The 19,695-nt window shown below is 64.3% G+C and carries 13 protein-coding genes; all 13 read left to right on the forward strand.

Features of this window, described 5'->3' with window-relative positions:
- Positions 1–92: 92 nt before the first annotated feature.
- The 13 genes from ACQR1X_RS17235 to rpoC all read left to right on the forward strand — a co-directional run bounded on the left by ACQR1X_RS17235 (position 93) and on the right by rpoC (position 19,676).
- Positions 93–1,958, forward strand: a complete 1,866-nt coding sequence (locus tag ACQR1X_RS17235) for an invasion associated locus B family protein (protein ID WP_315801371.1) — start codon at positions 93–95, stop codon at positions 1,956–1,958.
- Positions 1,959–2,246: 288 nt separating this feature from the next.
- Positions 2,247–2,438, forward strand: coding sequence for a preprotein translocase subunit SecE (secE, locus tag ACQR1X_RS17240; RefSeq protein WP_315800982.1), 192 nt, complete (start codon positions 2,247–2,249; stop codon positions 2,436–2,438).
- Positions 2,438–2,995: a transcription termination/antitermination protein NusG gene (gene nusG, locus ACQR1X_RS17245; protein ID WP_009031827.1), complete on the forward strand. Its 558-nt coding sequence runs from the start codon at positions 2,438–2,440 to the stop codon at positions 2,993–2,995. The genes secE and nusG overlap by 1 nt, the downstream gene beginning before the upstream one ends.
- Before the next feature lie 382 nt (positions 2,996–3,377).
- Positions 3,378–3,806 carry a 50S ribosomal protein L11 gene (gene rplK / locus ACQR1X_RS17250; RefSeq protein ID WP_012045056.1) on the forward strand — a complete coding sequence of 143 codons (429 nt, stop codon included), beginning with the start codon at positions 3,378–3,380 and terminating at the stop codon, positions 3,804–3,806.
- Positions 3,807–3,812: 6 nt separating this feature from the next.
- Complete coding sequence (gene rplA, locus ACQR1X_RS17255) at positions 3,813–4,505, forward strand: 50S ribosomal protein L1 (protein WP_315754183.1); 693 nt, start codon at positions 3,813–3,815, stop codon at positions 4,503–4,505.
- Positions 4,506–4,581: 76 nt separating this feature from the next.
- Positions 4,582–5,532 (forward strand): 2-hydroxyacid dehydrogenase, encoded by a 951-nt coding sequence (locus ACQR1X_RS17260; RefSeq protein ID WP_434899264.1) that lies wholly within the window; start codon positions 4,582–4,584, stop codon positions 5,530–5,532.
- 171 nt (positions 5,533–5,703) lie between these two features.
- Positions 5,704–6,168 carry a (2Fe-2S)-binding protein gene (locus tag ACQR1X_RS17265; RefSeq protein WP_315800980.1) on the forward strand — a complete coding sequence of 155 codons (465 nt, stop codon included), beginning with the start codon at positions 5,704–5,706 and terminating at the stop codon, positions 6,166–6,168.
- Between the two features lie 2 nt (positions 6,169–6,170).
- Positions 6,171–8,354: a molybdopterin cofactor-binding domain-containing protein gene (locus tag ACQR1X_RS17270; protein ID WP_434899265.1), complete on the forward strand. Its 2,184-nt coding sequence runs from the start codon at positions 6,171–6,173 to the stop codon at positions 8,352–8,354.
- Positions 8,351–8,998: an Isoquinoline 1-oxidoreductase subunit gene (locus tag ACQR1X_RS17275; protein ID WP_315800978.1), complete on the forward strand. Its 648-nt coding sequence runs from the start codon at positions 8,351–8,353 to the stop codon at positions 8,996–8,998. The genes ACQR1X_RS17270 and ACQR1X_RS17275 overlap by 4 nt, the downstream gene beginning before the upstream one ends.
- Positions 8,999–9,721: 723 nt before the next feature.
- Positions 9,722–10,240 (forward strand): 50S ribosomal protein L10, encoded by a 519-nt coding sequence (gene rplJ, locus ACQR1X_RS17280; protein WP_315801370.1) that lies wholly within the window; start codon positions 9,722–9,724, stop codon positions 10,238–10,240.
- Positions 10,241–10,300: 60 nt separating this feature from the next.
- Complete coding sequence (rplL, locus tag ACQR1X_RS17285) at positions 10,301–10,678, forward strand: 50S ribosomal protein L7/L12 (RefSeq protein WP_172108050.1); 378 nt, start codon at positions 10,301–10,303, stop codon at positions 10,676–10,678.
- Between the two features lie 548 nt (positions 10,679–11,226).
- Positions 11,227–15,345, forward strand: coding sequence for a DNA-directed RNA polymerase subunit beta (gene rpoB, locus ACQR1X_RS17290; RefSeq protein ID WP_315800977.1), 4,119 nt, complete (start codon positions 11,227–11,229; stop codon positions 15,343–15,345).
- Positions 15,346–15,476: 131 nt separating this feature from the next.
- The gene (gene rpoC, locus ACQR1X_RS17295) at positions 15,477–19,676 is read left to right on the forward strand and encodes a DNA-directed RNA polymerase subunit beta' (protein WP_315800976.1); all 4,200 of its coding nucleotides are present in this window, start codon (positions 15,477–15,479) and stop codon (positions 19,674–19,676) included.
- The last annotated feature ends 19 nt before the right edge of the window (positions 19,677–19,695 follow it).

Below are 19,695 nucleotides of genomic sequence, written 5' to 3' on the forward strand. Positions count from 1 at the left end.
GCATTGAAGGCGCGAAAGAGGTTGGGAGCATGAGGAGTTTTGCTGCGCTGGCGGTCGGGAGCGGCATCGCACTGGCGCTCGGCTTGTTGTCGGTGCTGGCCTCACCCGCGATAGCGCAGACCAAGCCCGCGCAGGAGATCAAGCTGTCGTATTCCCCATGGGCGAAGGCCTGTACGCGCGAAGCAGATGTTGACGGCAAGCAGATCTGTTTCACCACCAAGACAGCGCGGTCCGCCGAGAACGAGCGAGTTGTCGTGGCCGTGCTCGTCGAGAGAGACGGGGAGGCCCGTAAGGTCTTAAGGGTGGTTCTCCCGCTCGGTCTGCAAACCGTTCACGGAACGCGGATCATCGTCGACGCGGAGAAGCCGATCCAGAGCACCTATTTGTTCTGCGGCGCAGACGGCTGCGTCTCGGACTACAATGCGACGCCTGAGCTGATCGAAATGCTGAAGAACGGCAAGAGCCTGGTCGTTCAAGCCATCAATGCGAATGGCGCACCGCTGTCGCTTCCGCTTCCGCTCGCCGATTTGGCCCAGGCGCTCGGTGCCAAGGCAGGCAACTGGAATGCTGTCGACGAGCAGCAAAGAAAGATGTTCGTGGCTCTGTTCAAGATCAGGAACAACAAGAGCCTCCCGATTTTGAAACCGAATCTCTCTGTCATGGCGCCCTGGACCAAGTTCTGCCTGAAGGGCAAGGACGCCGATGCCAAGTTGGTCTGCTTCACGGGCAAGGACGGCCGGATCGAAACGGGCCAACCCTTGCTCGCGGCCGTGGTCATCGAGCCCGAAGCCGACCCGAAGAGGCTGCTGCGGATCACGCTGCCGTTGGGCATGGATTTCGCCGAAGGCACCCGGTTGATGATCGACAGCGAGCGGAGTCTGCAGAAGCCGTTCATCATCTGCTTCAAGAACGGTTGTATGTCGGACTACGAGCTCACCCCGGAACTGTTGGGCAGCCTGCGCCGCGGTCAGACCATCAACGTTCAGGCCACGATGAATACCGGGCAGGTGGTTTCGATGAGCCTGCCCTTGCGTGACTTCAACAAGGCCTATGACGGGCCTCCGACGGACCCAAAAGCGTTCGAAGCCCAGCAGAAGAAGCTGCAGCAGGAGCTGGCGCAGCGCGCGAAGGGATCCAAGACGGGGCAGCAGGCCAACATCGCCGACGCCATCGGCGCCGACGCTGCGCCGCCCGCCCAGACCAAGCCGGCTGCCCTCGGTGCCGTTCTTGCTTCCGGCCACTCACCCGGCAAACGGATCGCTCTGGTGATCGGCAATTCGGCCTATCAGAACGTTCCGACGCTCCCCAATCCTGGCCGGGACGCCGCTCTGGTGGCGGACGCGCTACGCCGGGCGAATTTTCAGACCGTGATGCTGGAGAACGACCTGGGCAGAGATCAACTCGTCGGTGCGCTGCGCGAGTTTGCACGGCAGGCCGAGTCCGCCGACTGGGCCGTCGTCTATTACGCCGGACATGGCATGGAGGTCGCAGGAGTCAACTATCTCATCCCGGTCGATGCCAGGATCGCAAGCGATCGCGACATCAGCCTCGAAGCGGTCTCGATCGATCAGGTGCTCAACTCTGCGGAGCGGGCCAAGCAACTGCGCCTGGTGCTGCTGGATGCATGTCGCGACAATCCCTTCGCCAGTCAGATGAAGCGAACCATGACGGTGGCGTCCAGGTCCGTCAGCCGCGGTCTGGCGCAGATGGAGCCCGATCCCGGGACGCTGGTCGTGTTCGCCGCAAAGCATGGCGAGACCGCTCTCGACGGCGATACAGCGAACTCGCCGTTCGCCACGGCCTTCGTCAAGAACATGCAGGTTCCGGGTCTCGAGGTTCGCCGCCTGTTCGACAACGTGCGCGACGACGTGATGGACATGACCGAACGCCGGCAGCAGCCGTATACCTATGGCTCGGTGCCGGGGCGGGTCGACTTCTATTTTGCGACGCCGAAGTGAAACGCGTCGGCCGCACGCGCCTGGGGCAGATCCACCAACCGACCGGGCCGGAGGGCCGTAGGAGCGTCGTTCACCTCGGTACCTTGACCTTCGGCCGGGTCGACAGTAGATATCGAGGACCTGCAGCCGGCCCGCTACACGCGGATATCCGGCGCGGCTTTTCACTCCCCGAACAAGCGAGCCCGTGGATTCGGCTCATCTCTCCGACAAGAGGGTGGGCCACGGTCGGCTGTTCGGTTTTCCCAGTCAACTCTTCAATCGTCCGATGACGGACGAGGACCCCTGACGATGGCTACCAGCCCGTTCAAATTCCTGCAGGAAGTGCGCTCGGAGACCGCCAAGGTCTCGTGGCCGAGCCGTCGCGAGGTCACCATCACCACGATCATGGTGTTCGTGATGGTGGCGCTGGCCTCGATCTTCTTCTTCGCCGCCGATCAGATCATCCGTTATCTCATCACCCTCGTGCTGGGCATCCACTGATGGCAATCGCAACGCAAAGCTCCGACAAGCGCTGGTACATCGTCCACGCCTATTCGAACTTCGAGAAGAAGGTCGCGGAGTCGATCCGCGAGCAGGCCAAGCAGCGCAATCTCGAGGATCTGTTCGAGCAGGTGCTGGTGCCGATCGAGAACGTCACCGAGGTGCGCCGCGGCCGAAAGATCAACGCCGAGCGCAAGTTCTTCCCCGGCTACGTGCTGGTGAAGATGAAGCTGACCGACGAGGCGTTCCACCTGATCAAGAACACGCCCAAGGTGACCGGCTTCCTCGGTGCCGAGAACAAGCCGATGCCGATTTCCGAAGGCGAGGCGATGCGCATCCTGAACCAGATGCAGGAAGGCGTGGAGCGGCCGAAATCGTCGGTGTCGTTCGAGATCGGCGAGAACGTCCGCGTCGCCGACGGCCCGTTCGCCTCGTTCTCCGGCGTGGTCGAGGAAATCGATGAGGCCCGCTCGCGCCTCAAGGTCGCGGTGTCGATCTTCGGCCGCGCCACCCCGGTCGAACTCGAGTTCAACCAGGTCGAGAAGGTCGTCGGCTGAGGCCGGCGATCCACGCTTTCTCCGCCGTCAGAGCTGAGCCCGGAATCCATAGCCTCGATCGGGAATGGGACGGCGAAGTGCCAGCTCCAGCGTGCCTCACGCGGCACCCTGTGGCTATGGAGTCCGGGCTCGCCCTGCGGGCGCCCCGGAATGACGGGAGGAGGGAGCTTTGCCCTCAACCCTTTCCTTTTCGTCCGATCTCGTGTATCGGGCGCGCTTCGCTCCCCGGACGGGGGCGATTTCGTTCGTGGGAGGCGTGACCGGCTTTGCCAGCCGGGCCAAGCGCGCCGGACCACGGTCCCAAACCTCGCCTGACGGGTTTTGTCGCCCCAAGGCGTTGCGTTCGCATCAGGCAAGGTCGCGAGCGCATTGGAGAATCCCAATGGCAAAGAAAGTAACCGGCTACCTGAAGCTTCAGGTGCCGGCCGGCGCGGCCAACCCGTCGCCGCCAATCGGCCCGGCGCTCGGTCAGCGCGGTCTCAACATCATGGAGTTCTGCAAGGCGTTCAACGCGCAGACCCAGAAGGAAGAGAAGAACACCCCGATCCCGGTGGTCATCACCATCTACGCGGACCGGTCCTTCACCTTCGAGATGAAGACCCCCCCGATGTCCTACTTCCTCAAGCAGGCCGCCAAGATCCAGTCGGGCTCCAAGGCCCCGGGTCGCGACAAGGCCGGCAAGGTGACCAAGGCGCAGGTGCGCGAGATTGCCGAGAAGAAGATGAAGGACCTGAATTGCGACTCGATCGAGTCGGCCATGAAGATGGTCGAGGGCTCCGCCCGCTCGATGGGTCTGGAAGTTGCGGGGTAAGCGGCCATGGCACTCGGAAAGCGTTTGAAGAAGGCCCGCGAGGGTATCGACCGCACCAAGCTCTACCCGCTTGCTGACGCGATCAAGATGATCAAGGAGCGGGCCGTGTCGAAGTTCGACGAGACCATCGAGGTCTCGATCAACCTCGGCGTCGATCCGCGCCACGCCGACCAGATGGTCCGCGGCGTCGTCATGCTGCCGAACGGCACCGGCCGTACGCTGCGCGTGGGCGTGTTCGCCCGCGGCGCCAAGGCCGAGGAAGCCAAGGCCGCCGGTGCCGACGTGGTCGGCGCGGAGGACCTGGTCGAGAAGGTGCAGAACGGCAACATCGACTTCGACCGCTGTATCGCCACCCCCGACATGATGCCGCTGGTCGGCCGTCTCGGTAAGGTGCTCGGTCCGCGCGGCATGATGCCGAACCCGAAGATCGGCACCGTGACCATGGATGTCGCCGGTGCCGTCAAGGGCGCCAAGGGCGGCTCGGTCGAGTTCCGCGTCGAGAAGGCCGGCATCATCCAGGCTGGCGTCGGCAAGGCCTCGTTCGCCGAGGACAAGCTGGTCGAGAACATCAAGGCGCTGGCGGATGCGGTGGTGAAGGCCAAGCCGGCCGGCGCCAAGGGCACCTACGTCCAGCGCGTCGCGGTGTCCTCGACGATGGGCCCCGGCGTCAAGGTCGAGCCGGGCACCGTGCTCGCGTAAGCGGCCGGGCATAGGTTAGTTAGAAGGGCGGGATCGTTCATCGATCCCGCCCTTCGCATTTGGAGTGCCTGCCGCCATGCCCGACAAGGTCCTGATCTATTCCCGCCTGCCGAAGTCGCTGACCCAGCGCTTTGCCGACCGCTTCGAACTGCTCGACAGCGGCGGCAAGCCGGCGCACGAGGTTTTTCCGGCGGACGAGGTCGCGCGGATCCGGGCGCTGATCACGGCCGGCGGCACGCCGCTCGGCGCAGCCGACATGGACAGGCTCCCGGCGCTCGGAGCGATCGTCTGCTATGGCACCGGCTATGACGGGGTCGACCTGAAGGCGGCCGCGGCCCGTAACATCGCCGTCGCACATAGCCCGGGCGCCAATGCCGCGGCGGTCGCGGACGTCGCTGTGATGCTGATGCTGGCGAGCACGCGGCGGCTGATGGTGGCAGACGCTTACGTCCGCGACGGGGGCTGGGCGTCCGCAAAACCATCGCCGCTGATGAAGCCGCCGCCGAGCCTCGCCGGCTGCAAGGTCGGCGTCTACGGCATGGGCGAGATCGGCCGCAAGATCGCGGCCCGGGTCGTGGCGTTCGAGACCGAAATCGGCTATTTCAGCCGCACGCGCTACGACGACCTGCCGTATCAATATTTTCCGAGCCTCGAGGCGCTCGCCGAATGGTGCACCGTGCTGATGATCGCGGTCCGTGCCAGCGCCGAGACCACTCACGTCGTCAACGCCGGGCTCCTGAAGCGGCTGGGGCCCGACGGCCATGTCGTCAACATCTCGCGCGGCTCCGTCATCGACGAGCGCGCGCTGCTGGCGGCGCTACAGGACGGCACCATCGCCGGCGCCGGCCTCGACGTGTTCGAAACCGAGCCGCATGCGCCGGATGAGCTGACCATGCTGCCGAACGTGGTGGTGACCCCGCATATCGGCGGCAACACCAGGGAGGCGCACGTCGCCATGCAGGCCTGCGTGGTCGCCAATCTTACCGCGTTCTTTGCGGGCGAGACGTTGCCTCATCAGGTGAAGTAGCTGTCTAGCCTTGCGGACTGCGGCAGCGTCTTCGGAGCGATTCAACATCAGCCAGAGATCGTTCCGTCCTCGCGCAGAAATATTTTGATGCACTGCACGGCTCTGTGAATTGCGAGCCATTCTCGAATGCATCTAACTCGCGTTGTCGAACGAAAGACAGCGAGGGCGGCAATGGCGGCGTTCACATTGAAGATCAACGGGCGCGAGCATCAGGTCGATGTCGATCCCGGAACTCCCTTGCTCTGGGCCATCCGCGACAATGTCGGGTTGACCGGCACGAAGTATGGCTGTGGCGTCGCGCAGTGCGGCGCCTGCACCGTCTATGTCGATGGCCAGACCGTCCGCTCCTGCTCGTTGCCCGTCTCGGCGGTCGGAAAAAGCGAGGTGACCACGATCGAGGGGCTGACCTCCACTGAAGCCGTCGCCGTGCAGAAGGCCTGGGCCGCGCACGATGTGCCGCAATGCGGCTACTGCCAATCGGGGCAGGTCATGAGCGCGGCCGCGCTGCTCGGCCTCAATCCCAAGCCCACCGACCAGGACATCGACCTGGCGATGAACGGCAACATCTGCCGCTGCGCGACCTATGTCCGCATCCGCGCCGCGATCCATTCCGCCGCCAAGTCGCTGGAGGGCTGACGATGAATGCATATGTGAAGCCCGCTGCCTCAACCGCATTGTCCCGGCGTTCGCTCCTGAAAGCCGGCGCAGGCCTGGTGCTCGCCACCTATGTCGCCCGCAACGGTGTGGCTTACGCGCAGGATGGCGCCGCGGCCAAGTCCGTCAACATCGCGCCGAACACGTTTCTGGTGATCGGCCAGGACGACACCGTCACCGTTCTCTGCAAGCACATCGAGTTCGGACAGGGCCCGTTCACCGGCATGGCCACCCTGGTGGCCGAGGAGCTCGATGCCGATTGGTCGCAGATGCGCGCCGATCACGCGCCCTCGAATCCGGTGCTCTACAAGAATCTCTTGTTCGGGGTGCAGGGCACTGGTGGCTCGAGCGCGATCGCCAATTCCTACGAGCAGATGCGCAAGGTCGGCGCCGCCGCGCGCGCGATGCTGGTGGCTGCGGCCGCCGACGAATGGAAGGTGCCGGCTGAGGAGATCACGGTCGATAAAGGCATCGTCCGACATTCCTCCGGCAAGCAGAGCGGTTTCGGCGCGTTGGCCGCCAAGGCGATGCAGCAGCCGGTGCCGTCGGACCCGCAGCTCAAGGATCCCTCCGCCTTCAAGCTGATCGGCAAGGAAGGCGCCGTGACCCGGCTCGACAGCGTGGCGAAGTCGAACGGCTCGGCCGAGTATACGCTCGACATCAAGGATCCGGGGACCTTGACCGTGCTGGTGGCGCGCTCGCCGCGCTTCGGCGGCAAGGTGGCCTCGTTCGACGCATCAGCAGCGAAGGCCGTGCCTGGCGTCGTCGACGTCAAGGAGGTGCCAAATGGTGTCGCCGTCTATGCCGAGGGCTTCTGGCCGGCCAAGACCGCGCGCGACCTGCTCGAGATCTCCTGGGACGACAGCAAGGCGGAGACGCGCGGGACGGCGCAACTGCTGGAGGAGTTTCGCGCGCGCGCAAAGAAGCAGGGCGCGCTGGTGAAGCAGGAGGGCGACGTTGACGCCGAGATCGCCAGGGGCGGCAGGCTGATCGAGACCGAGTTCGTCTTCCCGTATCTGGCCCATGCGCCGATGGAGCCGATCAACGCCTTCATCCACTGGAAAGGCGACACCGCCTCGGCGCGCTATGGCAGCCAGTTTCCGACGCCTGATCACGCCGTGATCGCGCAGGTGCTTGGGCTCGACATCGCCAAGGTCGATCTCAAGACGATTCTCGCTGGTGGCAGCTTCGGCCGGCGGGCGCAGCAGTCGACCCACGTCGCCACAGAGCTGGCGCAGGTCGCCAAGGCGATCGGGCCGGGACGTCCGGTCAAGCTGGTGTGGACCCGCGAGGATGATATGCGCGGCGGCTACTACCGACCGTTCAGCCTGCACCGGATGCGTGGTGTGGTCCGCGACGGCAAGATCGTGGCGTGGTCGGATACGATCGTCGGGCAGTCGATCATGAAGGGCTCTCCGTTTGAGGCGATGACCATGAAGAACGGCCTCGATTCGACGGCCTATGAGGGCTCCAACGAGATCCCTTACCAGGTGCCGAATTTCCGCTGCGACCTGCATCAGGTCGATGTCGGCGTGCCCGTGCTGTGGTGGCGCTCGGTCGGCCACACCCATACCGGCTACGCCGTCGAGGCGTTTGTCGATCAGTTGCTCGAAGCCGCCGGCCAGGATCCTGTGGAGGGACGACTGGCGATGATGGCCGACAAGCCGCGTCACGCCGGTGTGCTCAAGGCGGTCGCCGAGCTCGCGGACTGGAAGGGAGCCAAGCTCGAAGCGGGCCGCGCCCGCGGCGTGGCCGTGGTCGAGAGCTTCAACACCTACGTCGCCCAGGTGGTCGAGCTGTCGATGGGCGCCGACGGACCGGTCGTGCATAAGGTCTGGTGCGCTGTCGACTGTGGCGTCGCAGTCAATCCCGACATCATCCGCGCCCAGATGGAGGGCGGCATCGGCTTTGCGCTAGGCCACATCCTCTATGCGCAGCAGCCGCTCGACGAGGGACGACCGGTGTCGGGCAATTTCGACACCTACCGCTCGCTGCGCATCCACGAGATGCCGCAGATCGAGGTTGCGATCGTGCCGTCGACCGAGAAACCCTCGGGAGTCGGCGAGCCCGGCGTGCCACCGCTGGGACCTGCCGTCGCCAACGCCATGGCCAGGCTAGGTCTGCCGCGGCCGACCCAACTGCCGATCCGGCCGGGAGACACCGCATGAGCCTGTTCAGAACGGCGACGATGGCGCTGCTCGCTGGCAGCCTGGCTGCGGTTGCGATCGTAGCCCTGCCGGCACTGCGGCGCGCCGATGCGGCGCCCGAGGCGACGCGCGTCGCCGGCGGGCTCAAGCCGGTGGCGGACTTCGCCAGGATCAAGAGCAAGGACGAGCGCGCCGTGGCGCTGTTCGAAGAGGCCGGAAAGGTGCTGCAGTCGCCGCGATGCATGAACTGCCATCCGGCCGGCGACCGGCCGACCCAGACCGACAGGATGATTCCGCATCAGCCGCTGGTGGTCCGCGGCGAGGCCGGCATGGGTGCGCCCGGCGGGCTCGCCTGCACGACCTGCCACCACGAGGCCAATTTCGACGCGGCGCGCGTGCCGGGTAATCCCAAATGGCAGCTGGCTCCGATCGAGATGGCTTGGCAGGGCAAGTCGCTCGGCCAGATCTGCGCACAGATCAAGGATCCAAATCGCAACGGCGGCAAGACCATGGCGCAGCTGATTCACCATATGGCTGAGGATGAGCTGGTCGGCTGGGGCTGGAATCCGGGAGCAGGGCGGACCCCGGCCCCGGGAACCCAGAAGCAGTTCGGCGAGCTGATCAAGGCCTGGGCCGACGCCGGAGCGGCCTGTCCGAAGGGCTGAGGCGGGATTGCGCCCTGCGCGCGCAATGCCCGGTGGCCCTGATGAGCGCAGCGACATCCGGGTTCTCCGGCAGGGCACGTGAGACCCCGCATGTCGCTATCGCCGAACGCGCGTCCCGCGCGCCGGCTGTCGCTCATCCGGGCGACGGGGCTCCTACCCTGCTCCACGGCATGGCCCAACTGGTGCGATTTTTGCTCTTGGGGTCTTGGCAAGTCGCGATCGAGCGGTTAAAGAACCGGCTTCCAGGCGGGCCGGCTGTTGCTGGCGCGCCTGTGCGCGCATTCCGAAAGTTGAGAGGAGCCAGCATTCCTTTTGAGGATATCCGTTTGGATTTCTCGGAAGGAAGAAGGATCTTTCTGCTCTCGAAAATGCCGCAGGGGAGGTCGGTCCGCCGATCACCCCGATCCTGTCCGAGACTGCAGGCGCCGGCGTGGAATCCAATTTCCTCAATGGCTTAATCATCCAGCCTGCATAGACGGGTGAAGACCGGATTTCGGCATGTCCACTGCCTTCGTCGTGGTGGCATGCAGGTTTGGTTCGAACCTCGACACTCCGCGAGCCTCCTAGGGATCCCTGGGGCTTTCGGAAGGGCAGGCTATTCATCGCCGTTTTGCCTTGCGTGTCCTCGGGTTCTTCCGTCCGGAGGTCAGGTTTGGTGGGACGGCGGGTGCAACCCGGCGGTCCCGCTTTCGGGCGAAGGCCGCCAACCGGAGAGAGCTTGCTGTGGAACGAGCGGCAAAAAAAGAGGCGGTCGAGCAGCTGCACGAGGTCTTCAAGACCACGGGCGTTGCCGTCGTCGCTCACTATTCCGGCCTCACCGTGGCCCAGATGCAGAAGCTGCGCATGCAGATGAAGCAGGCTGGCGCGTCGGTGAAGGTCTCGAAGAACCGTCTCGCCAAAATTGCTCTTGAAGGCACGGACGTCGTCGGCATCGGTTCCCTGTTGAAGGGGCCGACCGTGATCGCAACTTCGAACGATCCTGTCGCGGCGCCCAAGGTTGCCATCGAATTCGCCAAGGCGAACGAAAAGTTCGTCATCCTCGGCGGCTCGATGGGCTCAACCGTCCTGAATGTCGACAGCGTCAAGGCTCTGGCCTCGCTGCCGTCGCTGGACGAACTGCGCGGCAAGCTCGTCGGCCTGATCCAGGCTCCGGCGACCAAGCTCGCCCAGCTCGCCAATGCACCCGCGGCCAAGGTCGCGCGCGTCATTCAGGCTCATGCCTCAAAGGGCGAAGCGGCCTGACGCCCTTCGCAAACACTCACAACCTGGTTTCGAACCGAACCAAATCAAGGAACTACTTCAATGGCTGACCTGCAGAAGATCGTCGACGACCTCTCGGCCCTCACCGTTCTCGAGGCCGCTGAGCTCGCCAAGCTCCTGGAAGAGAAGTGGGGCGTGTCCGCCGCGGCCGCCGTGGCCGTCGCTGCTCCGGGTGCCGGTGGCGCCGCTGCCGCTCCGGCGGAAGAGAAGACCGAGTTCACCGTTGTCCTGGCTTCGGCCGGCGACAAGAAGATCGAGGTCATCAAGGAAGTCCGCGCCATCACCGGCCTGGGCCTGAAGGAAGCCAAGGACCTCGTCGAGGGCGCTCCGAAGCCGGTCAAGGAAGGCGTCAACAAGGACGAGGCCGAGAAGATCAAGGCTCAGCTCGAGAAGGCTGGCGCCAAGATCGAGCTCAAGTAATCGCTTCGATTACGAGAACGAAGTCCCCGGGCTGCCATGGGCAGTTCCGGGGCTTTCGAGAGATTATGATGGCCGGGTGGTAACATCGCCCGGTCATCATGTGGACAAGGAGTTTTGCAGGGGTATTGGGCGCGGCTCGGAATCACTGCAAAAGGCGTGCAACGGAACCGTCTGTTGTGGGCTGAACACGGAAAAGTGTGGAGATTTGGGGGCTTCGCTCTCGAATCTCGATTATTGTCAACCCATATTGGGTCGGCAGCACGAAAAGCCGGTTGATCGGTGGAGTGGCGTCTCCGTCCGTAAGCCGCTGGGAGATAGGCAATTTCGGGCTTTTGCAGTCCGTGACGAGATGGTTGTGACGAGCGGGTGCGTCCTCGCGCCTCGCGCGTCGTTTTGCGTTTTGCTGGTCTGAAGAACAGATCTGGGACGTTTCCGTTCCGGTTTTGAGCCTCAGATCCTCGAAATGGATCGAAATTCAACCCGAAGGGGCGGTGGCAGCCGCTGTTTCGGAAGGTTCGCCCCTCCGGGCGACGAAATGAGAGGCCACGATGGCGCAGCAGACATTCACCGGTCGCAAACGCGTTCGCAAGTTCTTTGGACACATCAAGGAAGTCGCGGAGATGCCGAACCTCATCGAGGTTCAGAAGGCGTCCTACGACCAGTTCCTGATGGTGGACGAGCCCACGGGCGGGCGGCCGGATGAGGGCCTGCAGGCGGTGTTCCGCTCGGTGTTCCCGATCTCCGACTTTTCCGGCACCTCGATGCTGGAGTTCGTCCGCTACGAATTCGAGCCGCCGAAATATGACGTCGACGAGTGCCGTCAGCGTGGCATGACCTTCGCTGCGCCGCTCAAGGTGACCTTGCGCCTCATCGTGTTCGATATCGACGAGGAGACCGGCGCGAAGTCGGTCAAGGACATCAAGGAGCAGGACGTGTACATGGGCGACATCCCGCTCATGACCATGAACGGCACCTTCATCGTGAACGGCACCGAGCGCGTCATCGTCTCGCAGATGCACCGTTCGCCGGGCGTGTTCTTCGACCACGACAAGGGCAAGACCCATTCGTCGGGCAAGCTGCTGTTCGCCGCCCGCGTCATCCCGTATCGCGGCTCCTGGCTCGACATCGAGTTCGACGCCAAGGACATCGTGTTCGCGCGCATCGACCGTCGCCGCAAGCTGCCGGTGACGTCGCTGATGTTCGCGCTCGGCCTCGACGGCGAGACCATCCTGTCGACCTTCTACAAGAAGCTGATCTACAAGCGCATCAAGGAAGGCTGGCGCGTTCCGTTCGACGCCAACCGCTTCCGCGGCTATTCGACCGTCAACGACCTGATCGACGCCGACACCGGCAAGGTCGTGCTCGAAGCCGGCAAGAAGCTCACCGTCCGCGCCGCCCGCCAGCTCCAGGAGAAGGGGCTGAAGGCGCTGCGCATGTCGGACGAGGAGCTGCTCGGCAACTACATCGCCGAGGATCTCGTCAACCCGAAGACCGGCGAAATCTACGCCGAGGCGGGCGAGGAGATCACCGACAAGCTGTTCAAGGTGCTGAACGAGCAGGGCTACAAGGACCTGCCGCTGCTCGACATCGACCACGTCAATGTCGGGCCCTACATCCGCAACACGCTGTCGGCGGACAAGAACATGACGCGTGAGGACGCGCTGTTCGACATCTACCGCGTGATGCGTCCGGGTGAGCCGCCGACGCTCGATTCCGCGCAGGCGATGTTCCAGTCGCTGTTCTTCGATGCCGAGCGCTACGACCTCTCCGCGGTCGGCCGCGTCAAGATGAACATGCGCCTCGAGCTCGATGCGCCGGACACCCAGCGCACGCTGCGCAAGGAAGACATCCTGGCGGTCATCAAGACCCTGGTCGACCTGCGCGACGGCAAGGGCGAGATCGACGACATCGACCATCTCGGCAACCGCCGCGTCCGCTCGGTCGGCGAGCTGATGGAGAACCAGTACCGCATCGGTCTCTTGCGCATGGAGCGCGCCATCAAGGAGCGCATGTCGAGCGTCGACATCGACACCGTGATGCCGCAGGACCTGATCAACGCCAAGCCGGCCGCGGCCGCGGTGCGCGAGTTCTTCGGATCGTCGCAGCTGTCGCAGTTCATGGACCAGACCAATCCGCTGTCGGAGATCACCCACAAGCGCCGCCTGTCGGCGCTTGGACCGGGCGGTCTGACCCGCGAGCGCGCCGGCTTCGAGGTGCGCGACGTGCATCCGACGCATTACGGCCGCATCTGCCCGATCGAGACGCCGGAAGGTCCGAACATCGGCCTGATCAACTCGCTGGCGACATTCGCCCGCGTCAACAAGTATGGCTTCGTCGAGACGCCGTACCGCAAGGTCAAGGACGGCCGCGTTACCGACGAGGTGGTGTATCTGTCCGCCATGGAGGAAGGGCGCTACCGCGTCGCGCAGGCCAACGTGCCGCTCGATGCCAAGGGCCGCTTCACCGAGGACCTCGTGGTCTGCCGTCATGCCGGCGAAGTCGTGCCGATGACGCCCGACAAGGTCGACTACATGGACGTGTCGCCGAAGCAGCTCGTTTCGGTGGCCGCGGCGCTGATCCCGTTCCTCGAGAACGACGACGCCAACCGCGCGCTGATGGGCTCGAACATGCAGCGCCAGGCGGTGCCGCTGGTTCGCGCCGAGGCGCCGTTCGTCGGCACTGGCATGGAAGGCGTGGTCGCCCGTGACTCGGGCGCCGCCATCGCGGCGCGCCGCTCGGGCGTGATCGACCAGATCGACGCCACCCGCGTCGTCATCCGCGCCACCGAGGATCTCGATCCGACCAAGTCGGGCGTCGATATCTATCGGCTGATGAAGTATCAGCGCTCGAACCAGTCGACCTGCATCAACCAGCGCCCGCTGGTGAAGGTGGGCGACATCGTCAAGAAGGGCGACATCATCGCTGACGGTCCGTCGACCGATCTCGGCGAGCTCGCGCTCGGCCGCAACGTGCTGGTCGCGTTCATGCCGTGGAACGGCTACAACTTCGAGGACTCCATCCTGCTCTCCGAGCGGATCGTGAAGGAGGACGTCTTCACCTCGATCCACATCGAGGAATTCGAGGTGATGGCCCGCGACACCAAGCTGGGTCCGGAGGAAATCACGCGCGACATTCCGAACGTGTCGGAGGAGGCGCTGAAGAACCTCGACGAAGCCGGCATCGTCTACATCGGCGCGGAAGTGCGCGCCGGCGACATCCTGGTCGGCAAGATCACGCCGAAGGGCGAGAGCCCGATGACGCCGGAAGAGAAGCTGCTGCGCGCCATCTTCGGCGAAAAGGCCTCGGACGTCCGCGACACGTCGCTGCGGGTGCCGCCGGGCGTGCAGGGCACGATCGTCGAAGTCCGCGTGTTCAACCGCCACGGCGTCGACAAGGACGAGCGTGCGCTGGCGATCGAGCGGGAAGAGATCGAGCGTCTGGCCAAGGACCGCGACGACGAGCAGGCGATCCTGGACCGCAACGTCTACAGCCGTCTCGCCGACATGCTGGATGGCCGCCAGGGCATTTCCGGTCCGAAGGGCTTCAAGAAGGACACCAAGATCACCCGCGCGGTGCTCGACGAGTATCCGAAGTCGCAGTGGTGGCTGTTCGCATCGCCGAACGACAAGCTGATGGCCGAGATCGAGGCCATGCGGAAGCAGTACGACGAGTCGAAGAAGGGGCTGGAACAGCGCTTCCTCGACAAGGTCGAGAAGCTGCAGCGTGGCGACGAGCTGCCGCCCGGCGTGATGAAGATGGTCAAGGTCTTCGTCGCCGTGAAGCGCAAGATCCAGCCGGGCGACAAGATGGCCGGCCGTCACGGCAACAAGGGCGTCGTGTCCAAGATCGTGCCGATCGAGGACATGCCGTTCCTCGAGGACGGCACCCATGCGGACATCGTGCTGAACCCGCTGGGCGTGCCCTCGCGCATGAACGTCGGGCAGATCCTCGAGACCCATCTGGGCTGGGCTTGCGCCGGCCTCGGTAAGCGTATCGCCCAGACGGTCGATGCCTACCTGTCGAAGCAGGACGTCAAGCCGCTGAAGGAGACCTTGAAGCGGATCTACGGCGACGACGAGACCATCAAGTCGCTCAACGACAACGAGTTGATCGAGCTTGGTCACAATCTGAGCCGCGGCGTGCCGATCGCCACGCCGGTGTTCGACGGCGCCAAGGAGGCCGACATCGAGGAGATGTTGAAGCTCGCCGGCCTCGACGCATCCGGTCAGTCGACGGTCTATGACGGCCGCACCGGCGATGCATTCGATCGCAAGGTGACGGTCGGCTACATCTACATGCTGAAGCTGCACCATCTCGTCGACGACAAGATCCATGCGCGCTCGATCGGCCCGTACTCGCTGGTCACCCAGCAGCCGCTGGGCGGCAAGGCCCAGTTCGGCGGCCAGCGTTTCGGCGAAATGGAGGTGTGGGCGCTCGAAGCCTACGGCGCGGCCTACACGCTGCAGGAGATGCTGACGGTGAAGTCGGACGACGTCGCCGGCCGCACCAAGGTCTACGAGGCGATCGTGCGCGGCGACGACACGTTCGAGGCCGGTATTCCGGAATCGTTCAACGTGCTGGTCAAGGAAATGCGCTCGCTCGGCCTCAACGTCGACCTGCACAACTCCAAGCTCGGACCGGCGCCGACGTCGGAAGCTGCCGAGTAGGTCAAGAGGTCAGGCCCGGCCGTCTCGGACGGCCGGGTGCCGGCGCCTTCCCCCGCGGGTCAGGACAAGGCGCCCGTTGAGAGATTTTCGAATTTGCGGCCGACCCCCGATCGGCCCGCGAGGAGAATACGATGAACCAAGAAATTATGAATCTCTTCAATCCGACGACGCCGGCTCAGGTCTTCGACCAGATCCGGATCTCGATTGCGTCTCCGGAGAAGATTCTGTCCTGGTCCTACGGCGAGATCAAGAAGCCGGAAACGATCAACTACCGTACCTTCAAGCCCGAGCGCGACGGCCTGTTCTGCGCCCGCATCTTCGGGCCGATCAAGGACTACGAGTGCTTGTGCGGCAAGTACAAGCGGATGAAGTACAAGGGCATCATCTGCGAGAAGTGCTCGGTCGAGGTGACCTTGTCGCGTGTCCGGCGCGAGCGCATGGGCCATATCGAGCTCGCCGCTCCGGTCGCGCACATCTGGTTCCTGAAGTCGCTGCCGTCGCGCATCGGCCTGCTGCTCGACATGACGCTGAAGGATCTCGAGCGGATCCTGTACTTCGAATACTACGTCGTCCTCGAGCCGGGTCTGACCGCGCTCAAGGACCGTCAGCTGCTGTCGGAGGACGAGTACCTCAAGGCGCAGGACGAATACGGCCAGGACAGCTTCACCGCCATGATCGGCGCCGAGGCCATCCGTGAGCTGCTGCGCGGCCTCGAGCTTGAGAAGCTCGAGCAGACGCTGCGGGCCGAGATGCAGGAGACCGACTCCGACATCAAGCACAAGAAGTTGGCCAAGCGCCTGAAGATCGTCGAGGCGTTCCGCCACTCCGGCAACAAGCCGGAATGGATGATCATGACCGTCGTTCCGGTGATCCCGCCGGATCTGCGGCCGCTGGTGCCGCTCGACGGCGGCCGCTTCGCGACCTCGGACCTCAACGACCTCTACCGTCGCGTCATCAACCGCAACAACCGCCTGAAGCGGCTGATGGAGCTGCGCGCGCCGGACATCATCATCCGCAACGAGAAGCGCATGCTTCAGGAGGCGGTGGATGCGCTGTTCGACAACGGCCGCCGCGGCCGCGTCATCACTGGCGCTAACAAGCGTCCGCTGAAGTCGCTCGCCGACATGCTGAAGGGCAAGCAGGGCCGCTTCCGTCAGAACCTGCTCGGCAAGCGCGTCGACTATTCCGGCCGCTCGGTCATCGTGGTCGGTCCCGAGCTGCGCCTGCATCAGTGCGGCCTGCCGAAGAAGATGGCGCTCGAGCTGTTCAAGCCGTTCATCTACTCGCGGCTCGACGCCAAGGGCCTCTCGACGACCGTCAAGCAGGCCAAGAAGCTGGTCGAGAAGGAGCGCCCCGAGGTCTGGGACATCCTGGACGAGGTCATCCGCGAGCATCCGGTGCTGCTGAACCGCGCCCCGACCCTGCATCGTCTCGGCATCCAGGCGTTCGAGCCGGTGCTGATCGAGGGCAAGGCGATCCAGCTGCATCCGCTGGTCTGCTCGGCGTTCAACGCCGACTTCGACGGCGACCAGATGGCCGTGCACGTTCCGCTGTCGCTCGAAGCGCAGCTGGAAGCGCGCGTCCTGATGATGTCGACCAACAACATCCTGCATCCGGCCAATGGTCAGCCGATCATCGTGCCGTCGCAGGACATCGTGCTCGGTCTCTACTACGTCTCGATCATGCGCGAAGGCATGCCCGGCCAGGGCATGGCGTTCGGCAACATGGCCGAGCTCGAGCATGCGCTGCACGCCAAGGCCATCCATCTCCACAGCAAGATCAAGTACCGCTGGGAGGGGATGAACGAGGAAGGCAAGATCGCCAAGCGCTGGATCGAGACCACTGCGGGCCGCGTGATGCTCGGCAACCTGCTGCCGAAGCATCCGCGCGTGACGTTCGAGGTCATCAACAAGCTGATGACCAAGCGCGAGATCTCGGGCGTGATCGATCAGGTCTATCGTCACTGCGGCCAGAAGGAGACGGTGATCTTCTGCGACCGCATCATGGCGCTCGGCTTCTACAACGCCTTCAAGGCGGGCATCTCGTTCGGCAAGGACGACATGGTCGTGCCGGCGGGCAAGTGGAAGATCGTCGACACCACCCGTACGCTGGCGAAGGATTTCGAGCAGCAGTACAATGACGGTCTGATCACCCATGGCGAGAAGTACAACAAGGTCGTCGACGCCTGGTCGAAGGCCTCGGAAGAGATCGCCAAGGAGATGATGAAGGAGATCTCCGTCACCAAGAAGACGGCGACGGGGGCGGATGCCGACATCAACTCGATCTACATGATGTCGCATTCCGGTGCCCGCGGTTCGCCGGCCCAGATGCGTCAGCTCGCCGGCATGCGCGGCCTGATGGCCAAGCCGTCGGGTGAGATCATCGAGACGCCGATCATCTCGAACTTCAAGGAAGGTCTCTCGGTTCTCGAGTACTTCAACTCAACCCACGGCGCCCGCAAGGGCCTCGCGGACACCGCGTTGAAGACCGCGAACTCGGGCTACCTGACCCGCCGTCTGGTCGACGTGGCGCAGGACTGCATCATCACGCAGGACGATTGCGGCACCCATCTCGGCATCAAGATGCGCGCCATCGTTGATGCCGGCACGGTCGTGGCCTCGCTCGGCTCGCGCATCCTGGGCCGCGTGCCCTGCGACGACGTGCGCGATCCCGCGACCAACGCGGTGCTGGTCAAGGCCGGCACCTTGATGGAGGAAAGCCACATCGACGCCATCCAGCAGGCTGGCGTGCAGGAGGTGAAGATCCGCTCGGCGCTGACCTGCGAGCTGGTCAACGGCATCTGCAAGATGTGCTACGGCCGCGATCTGGCGCGCGGCACGCCGGTCAACCACGGTGAGGCCGTCGGCGTCATCGCCGCGCAGTCGATCGGTGAGCCCGGCACCCAGCTGACGATGCGCACTTTCCACATCGGTGGTGCGGCGCAGCTGAACGAGCAGTCCTTCGTGGAATCGAACTTCGAAGGCAAGGTGGTCATCAAGAACAAGGCGATCGCCCGCAACAGCGAGGGTCACCTGATCGCGATGGTCCGCAACATGGTCGTGACGATCGTCGACCCCGACGGCACCGAGCGTGCGACGCACCGCATCCAGTACGGCGCGCGCATGCATGTCGACGACGGCGACATGATCAAGCGCGGCCAGCGCATCGCCGAGTGGGATCCTTATACCCGTCCGATCCTCACGGAAGCCGAGGGTACGATCGGGTTCGAGGATCTGACCGAGGGTCTGTCGATCTCGGAAACGCTCGACGAATCCACCGGTATCGCCAAGCGCGTGGTCATCGACTGGCGTGGAACGCGCGGTGGTGCGGATCTGCGTCCGGCGATCGTGATCAAGGGCAAGGACGGCAAGGTGCTCAAGCTCGCCCGCGGCGGCGATGCCCGCTACATGCTGTCGGTCGACGCGATTCTGTCGGTCGACGTCGGTTCGACGGTGAAGCCGGGCGACATCCTCGCGCGTATCTCCACGGAAAGCGCCAAGACGCGCGACATCACCGGCGGTCTGCCGCGGGTGGCGGAGCTGTTCGAAGCGCGCAAGCCGAAGGATGCCGCGATCATCGCCGAGATCGCCGGCACCATCCGGTTCGGTCGCGACTACAAGAACAAGCGTCGCATCTCGATCGAGCCGGTCGACAAGACCGAGGAGCCGCGCGAGTACCTGATCCCGAAGGGTAAGCACATCCATCTGCAGGATGGCGACATCGTCGAGAAGGGCGACTTCATCGTCGAAGGCAACCCGGCGCCGCACGACATCCTGGCGATCAAGGGCATCGAGGAGCTCGCGGCCTATCTGGTCAACGAGATCCAGGAGGTCTACCGGCTGCAGGGCGTGCTCATCAACGACAAGCACATCGAGGTGATTGTCCGTCAGATGCTGCAGAAGGTGGAGATCACCGACCAGGGCGATACCGACATGATCTCGGGCGAACAGGTCGACAAGATCGAGTTCGACCTGCTCAACGCGAAGGCCGTGGAGGAGGCGAAGAAGCCGGCCACGGGAACTCCGGTTCTGCTCGGCATCACCAAGGCGAGCCTGCAGACCCGGTCGTTCTTCTCGGCGGCCTCGTTCCAGGAGACCACCCGCGTCCTCACCGAGGCGGCGGTCAACGGCAAGATCGATCCGCTCGAGGGTCTCAAGGAGAACGTCATCGTCGGCCGTCTGATCCCGGCCGGTACCGGCGCCTCGATGGCCCGCATCCGCGAGGTCGCTCTCAAGCGCGACAAGCTGATTCTCGACGAGCGCGAGAAGCAGGCGGCGATCGTGCCGGCGCAGCCCGAGCCTCAGCCGCTGGCGCTGCCGCCGGCAGAGTAACGGACGGTTGCGGCATGAC

It is taken from the genome of Bradyrhizobium sp. HKCCYLRH3073, assembly GCF_051167995.1.
GTDB lineage: Bacteria > Pseudomonadota > Alphaproteobacteria > Rhizobiales > Xanthobacteraceae > Bradyrhizobium.

Excerpts from the sequence above, each read along its gene's own strand:
- secE (WP_315800982.1), top strand. The coding sequence starts at position 2,247 with ATGGCTACCAGCCCGTTCAAATTCCTGCAGGAAGTGCGCTCGGAGACC.
- nusG (WP_009031827.1), top strand. The coding sequence starts at position 2,438 with ATGGCAATCGCAACGCAAAGCTCCGACAAGCGCTGGTACATCGTCCAC.
- rplK (WP_012045056.1), top strand. The coding sequence starts at position 3,378 with ATGGCAAAGAAAGTAACCGGCTACCTGAAGCTTCAGGTGCCGGCCGGC.
- rplA (WP_315754183.1), top strand. The coding sequence starts at position 3,813 with ATGGCACTCGGAAAGCGTTTGAAGAAGGCCCGCGAGGGTATCGACCGC.
- ACQR1X_RS17260 (WP_434899264.1), top strand. The coding sequence starts at position 4,582 with ATGCCCGACAAGGTCCTGATCTATTCCCGCCTGCCGAAGTCGCTGACC.
- ACQR1X_RS17265 (WP_315800980.1), top strand. The coding sequence starts at position 5,704 with ATGGCGGCGTTCACATTGAAGATCAACGGGCGCGAGCATCAGGTCGAT.
- ACQR1X_RS17270 (WP_434899265.1), top strand. The coding sequence starts at position 6,171 with ATGAATGCATATGTGAAGCCCGCTGCCTCAACCGCATTGTCCCGGCGT.
- ACQR1X_RS17275 (WP_315800978.1), top strand. The coding sequence starts at position 8,351 with ATGAGCCTGTTCAGAACGGCGACGATGGCGCTGCTCGCTGGCAGCCTG.
- rplL (WP_172108050.1), top strand. The coding sequence starts at position 10,301 with ATGGCTGACCTGCAGAAGATCGTCGACGACCTCTCGGCCCTCACCGTT.
- rpoB (WP_315800977.1), top strand. The coding sequence starts at position 11,227 with ATGGCGCAGCAGACATTCACCGGTCGCAAACGCGTTCGCAAGTTCTTT.
- rpoC (WP_315800976.1), top strand. The coding sequence starts at position 15,477 with ATGAACCAAGAAATTATGAATCTCTTCAATCCGACGACGCCGGCTCAG.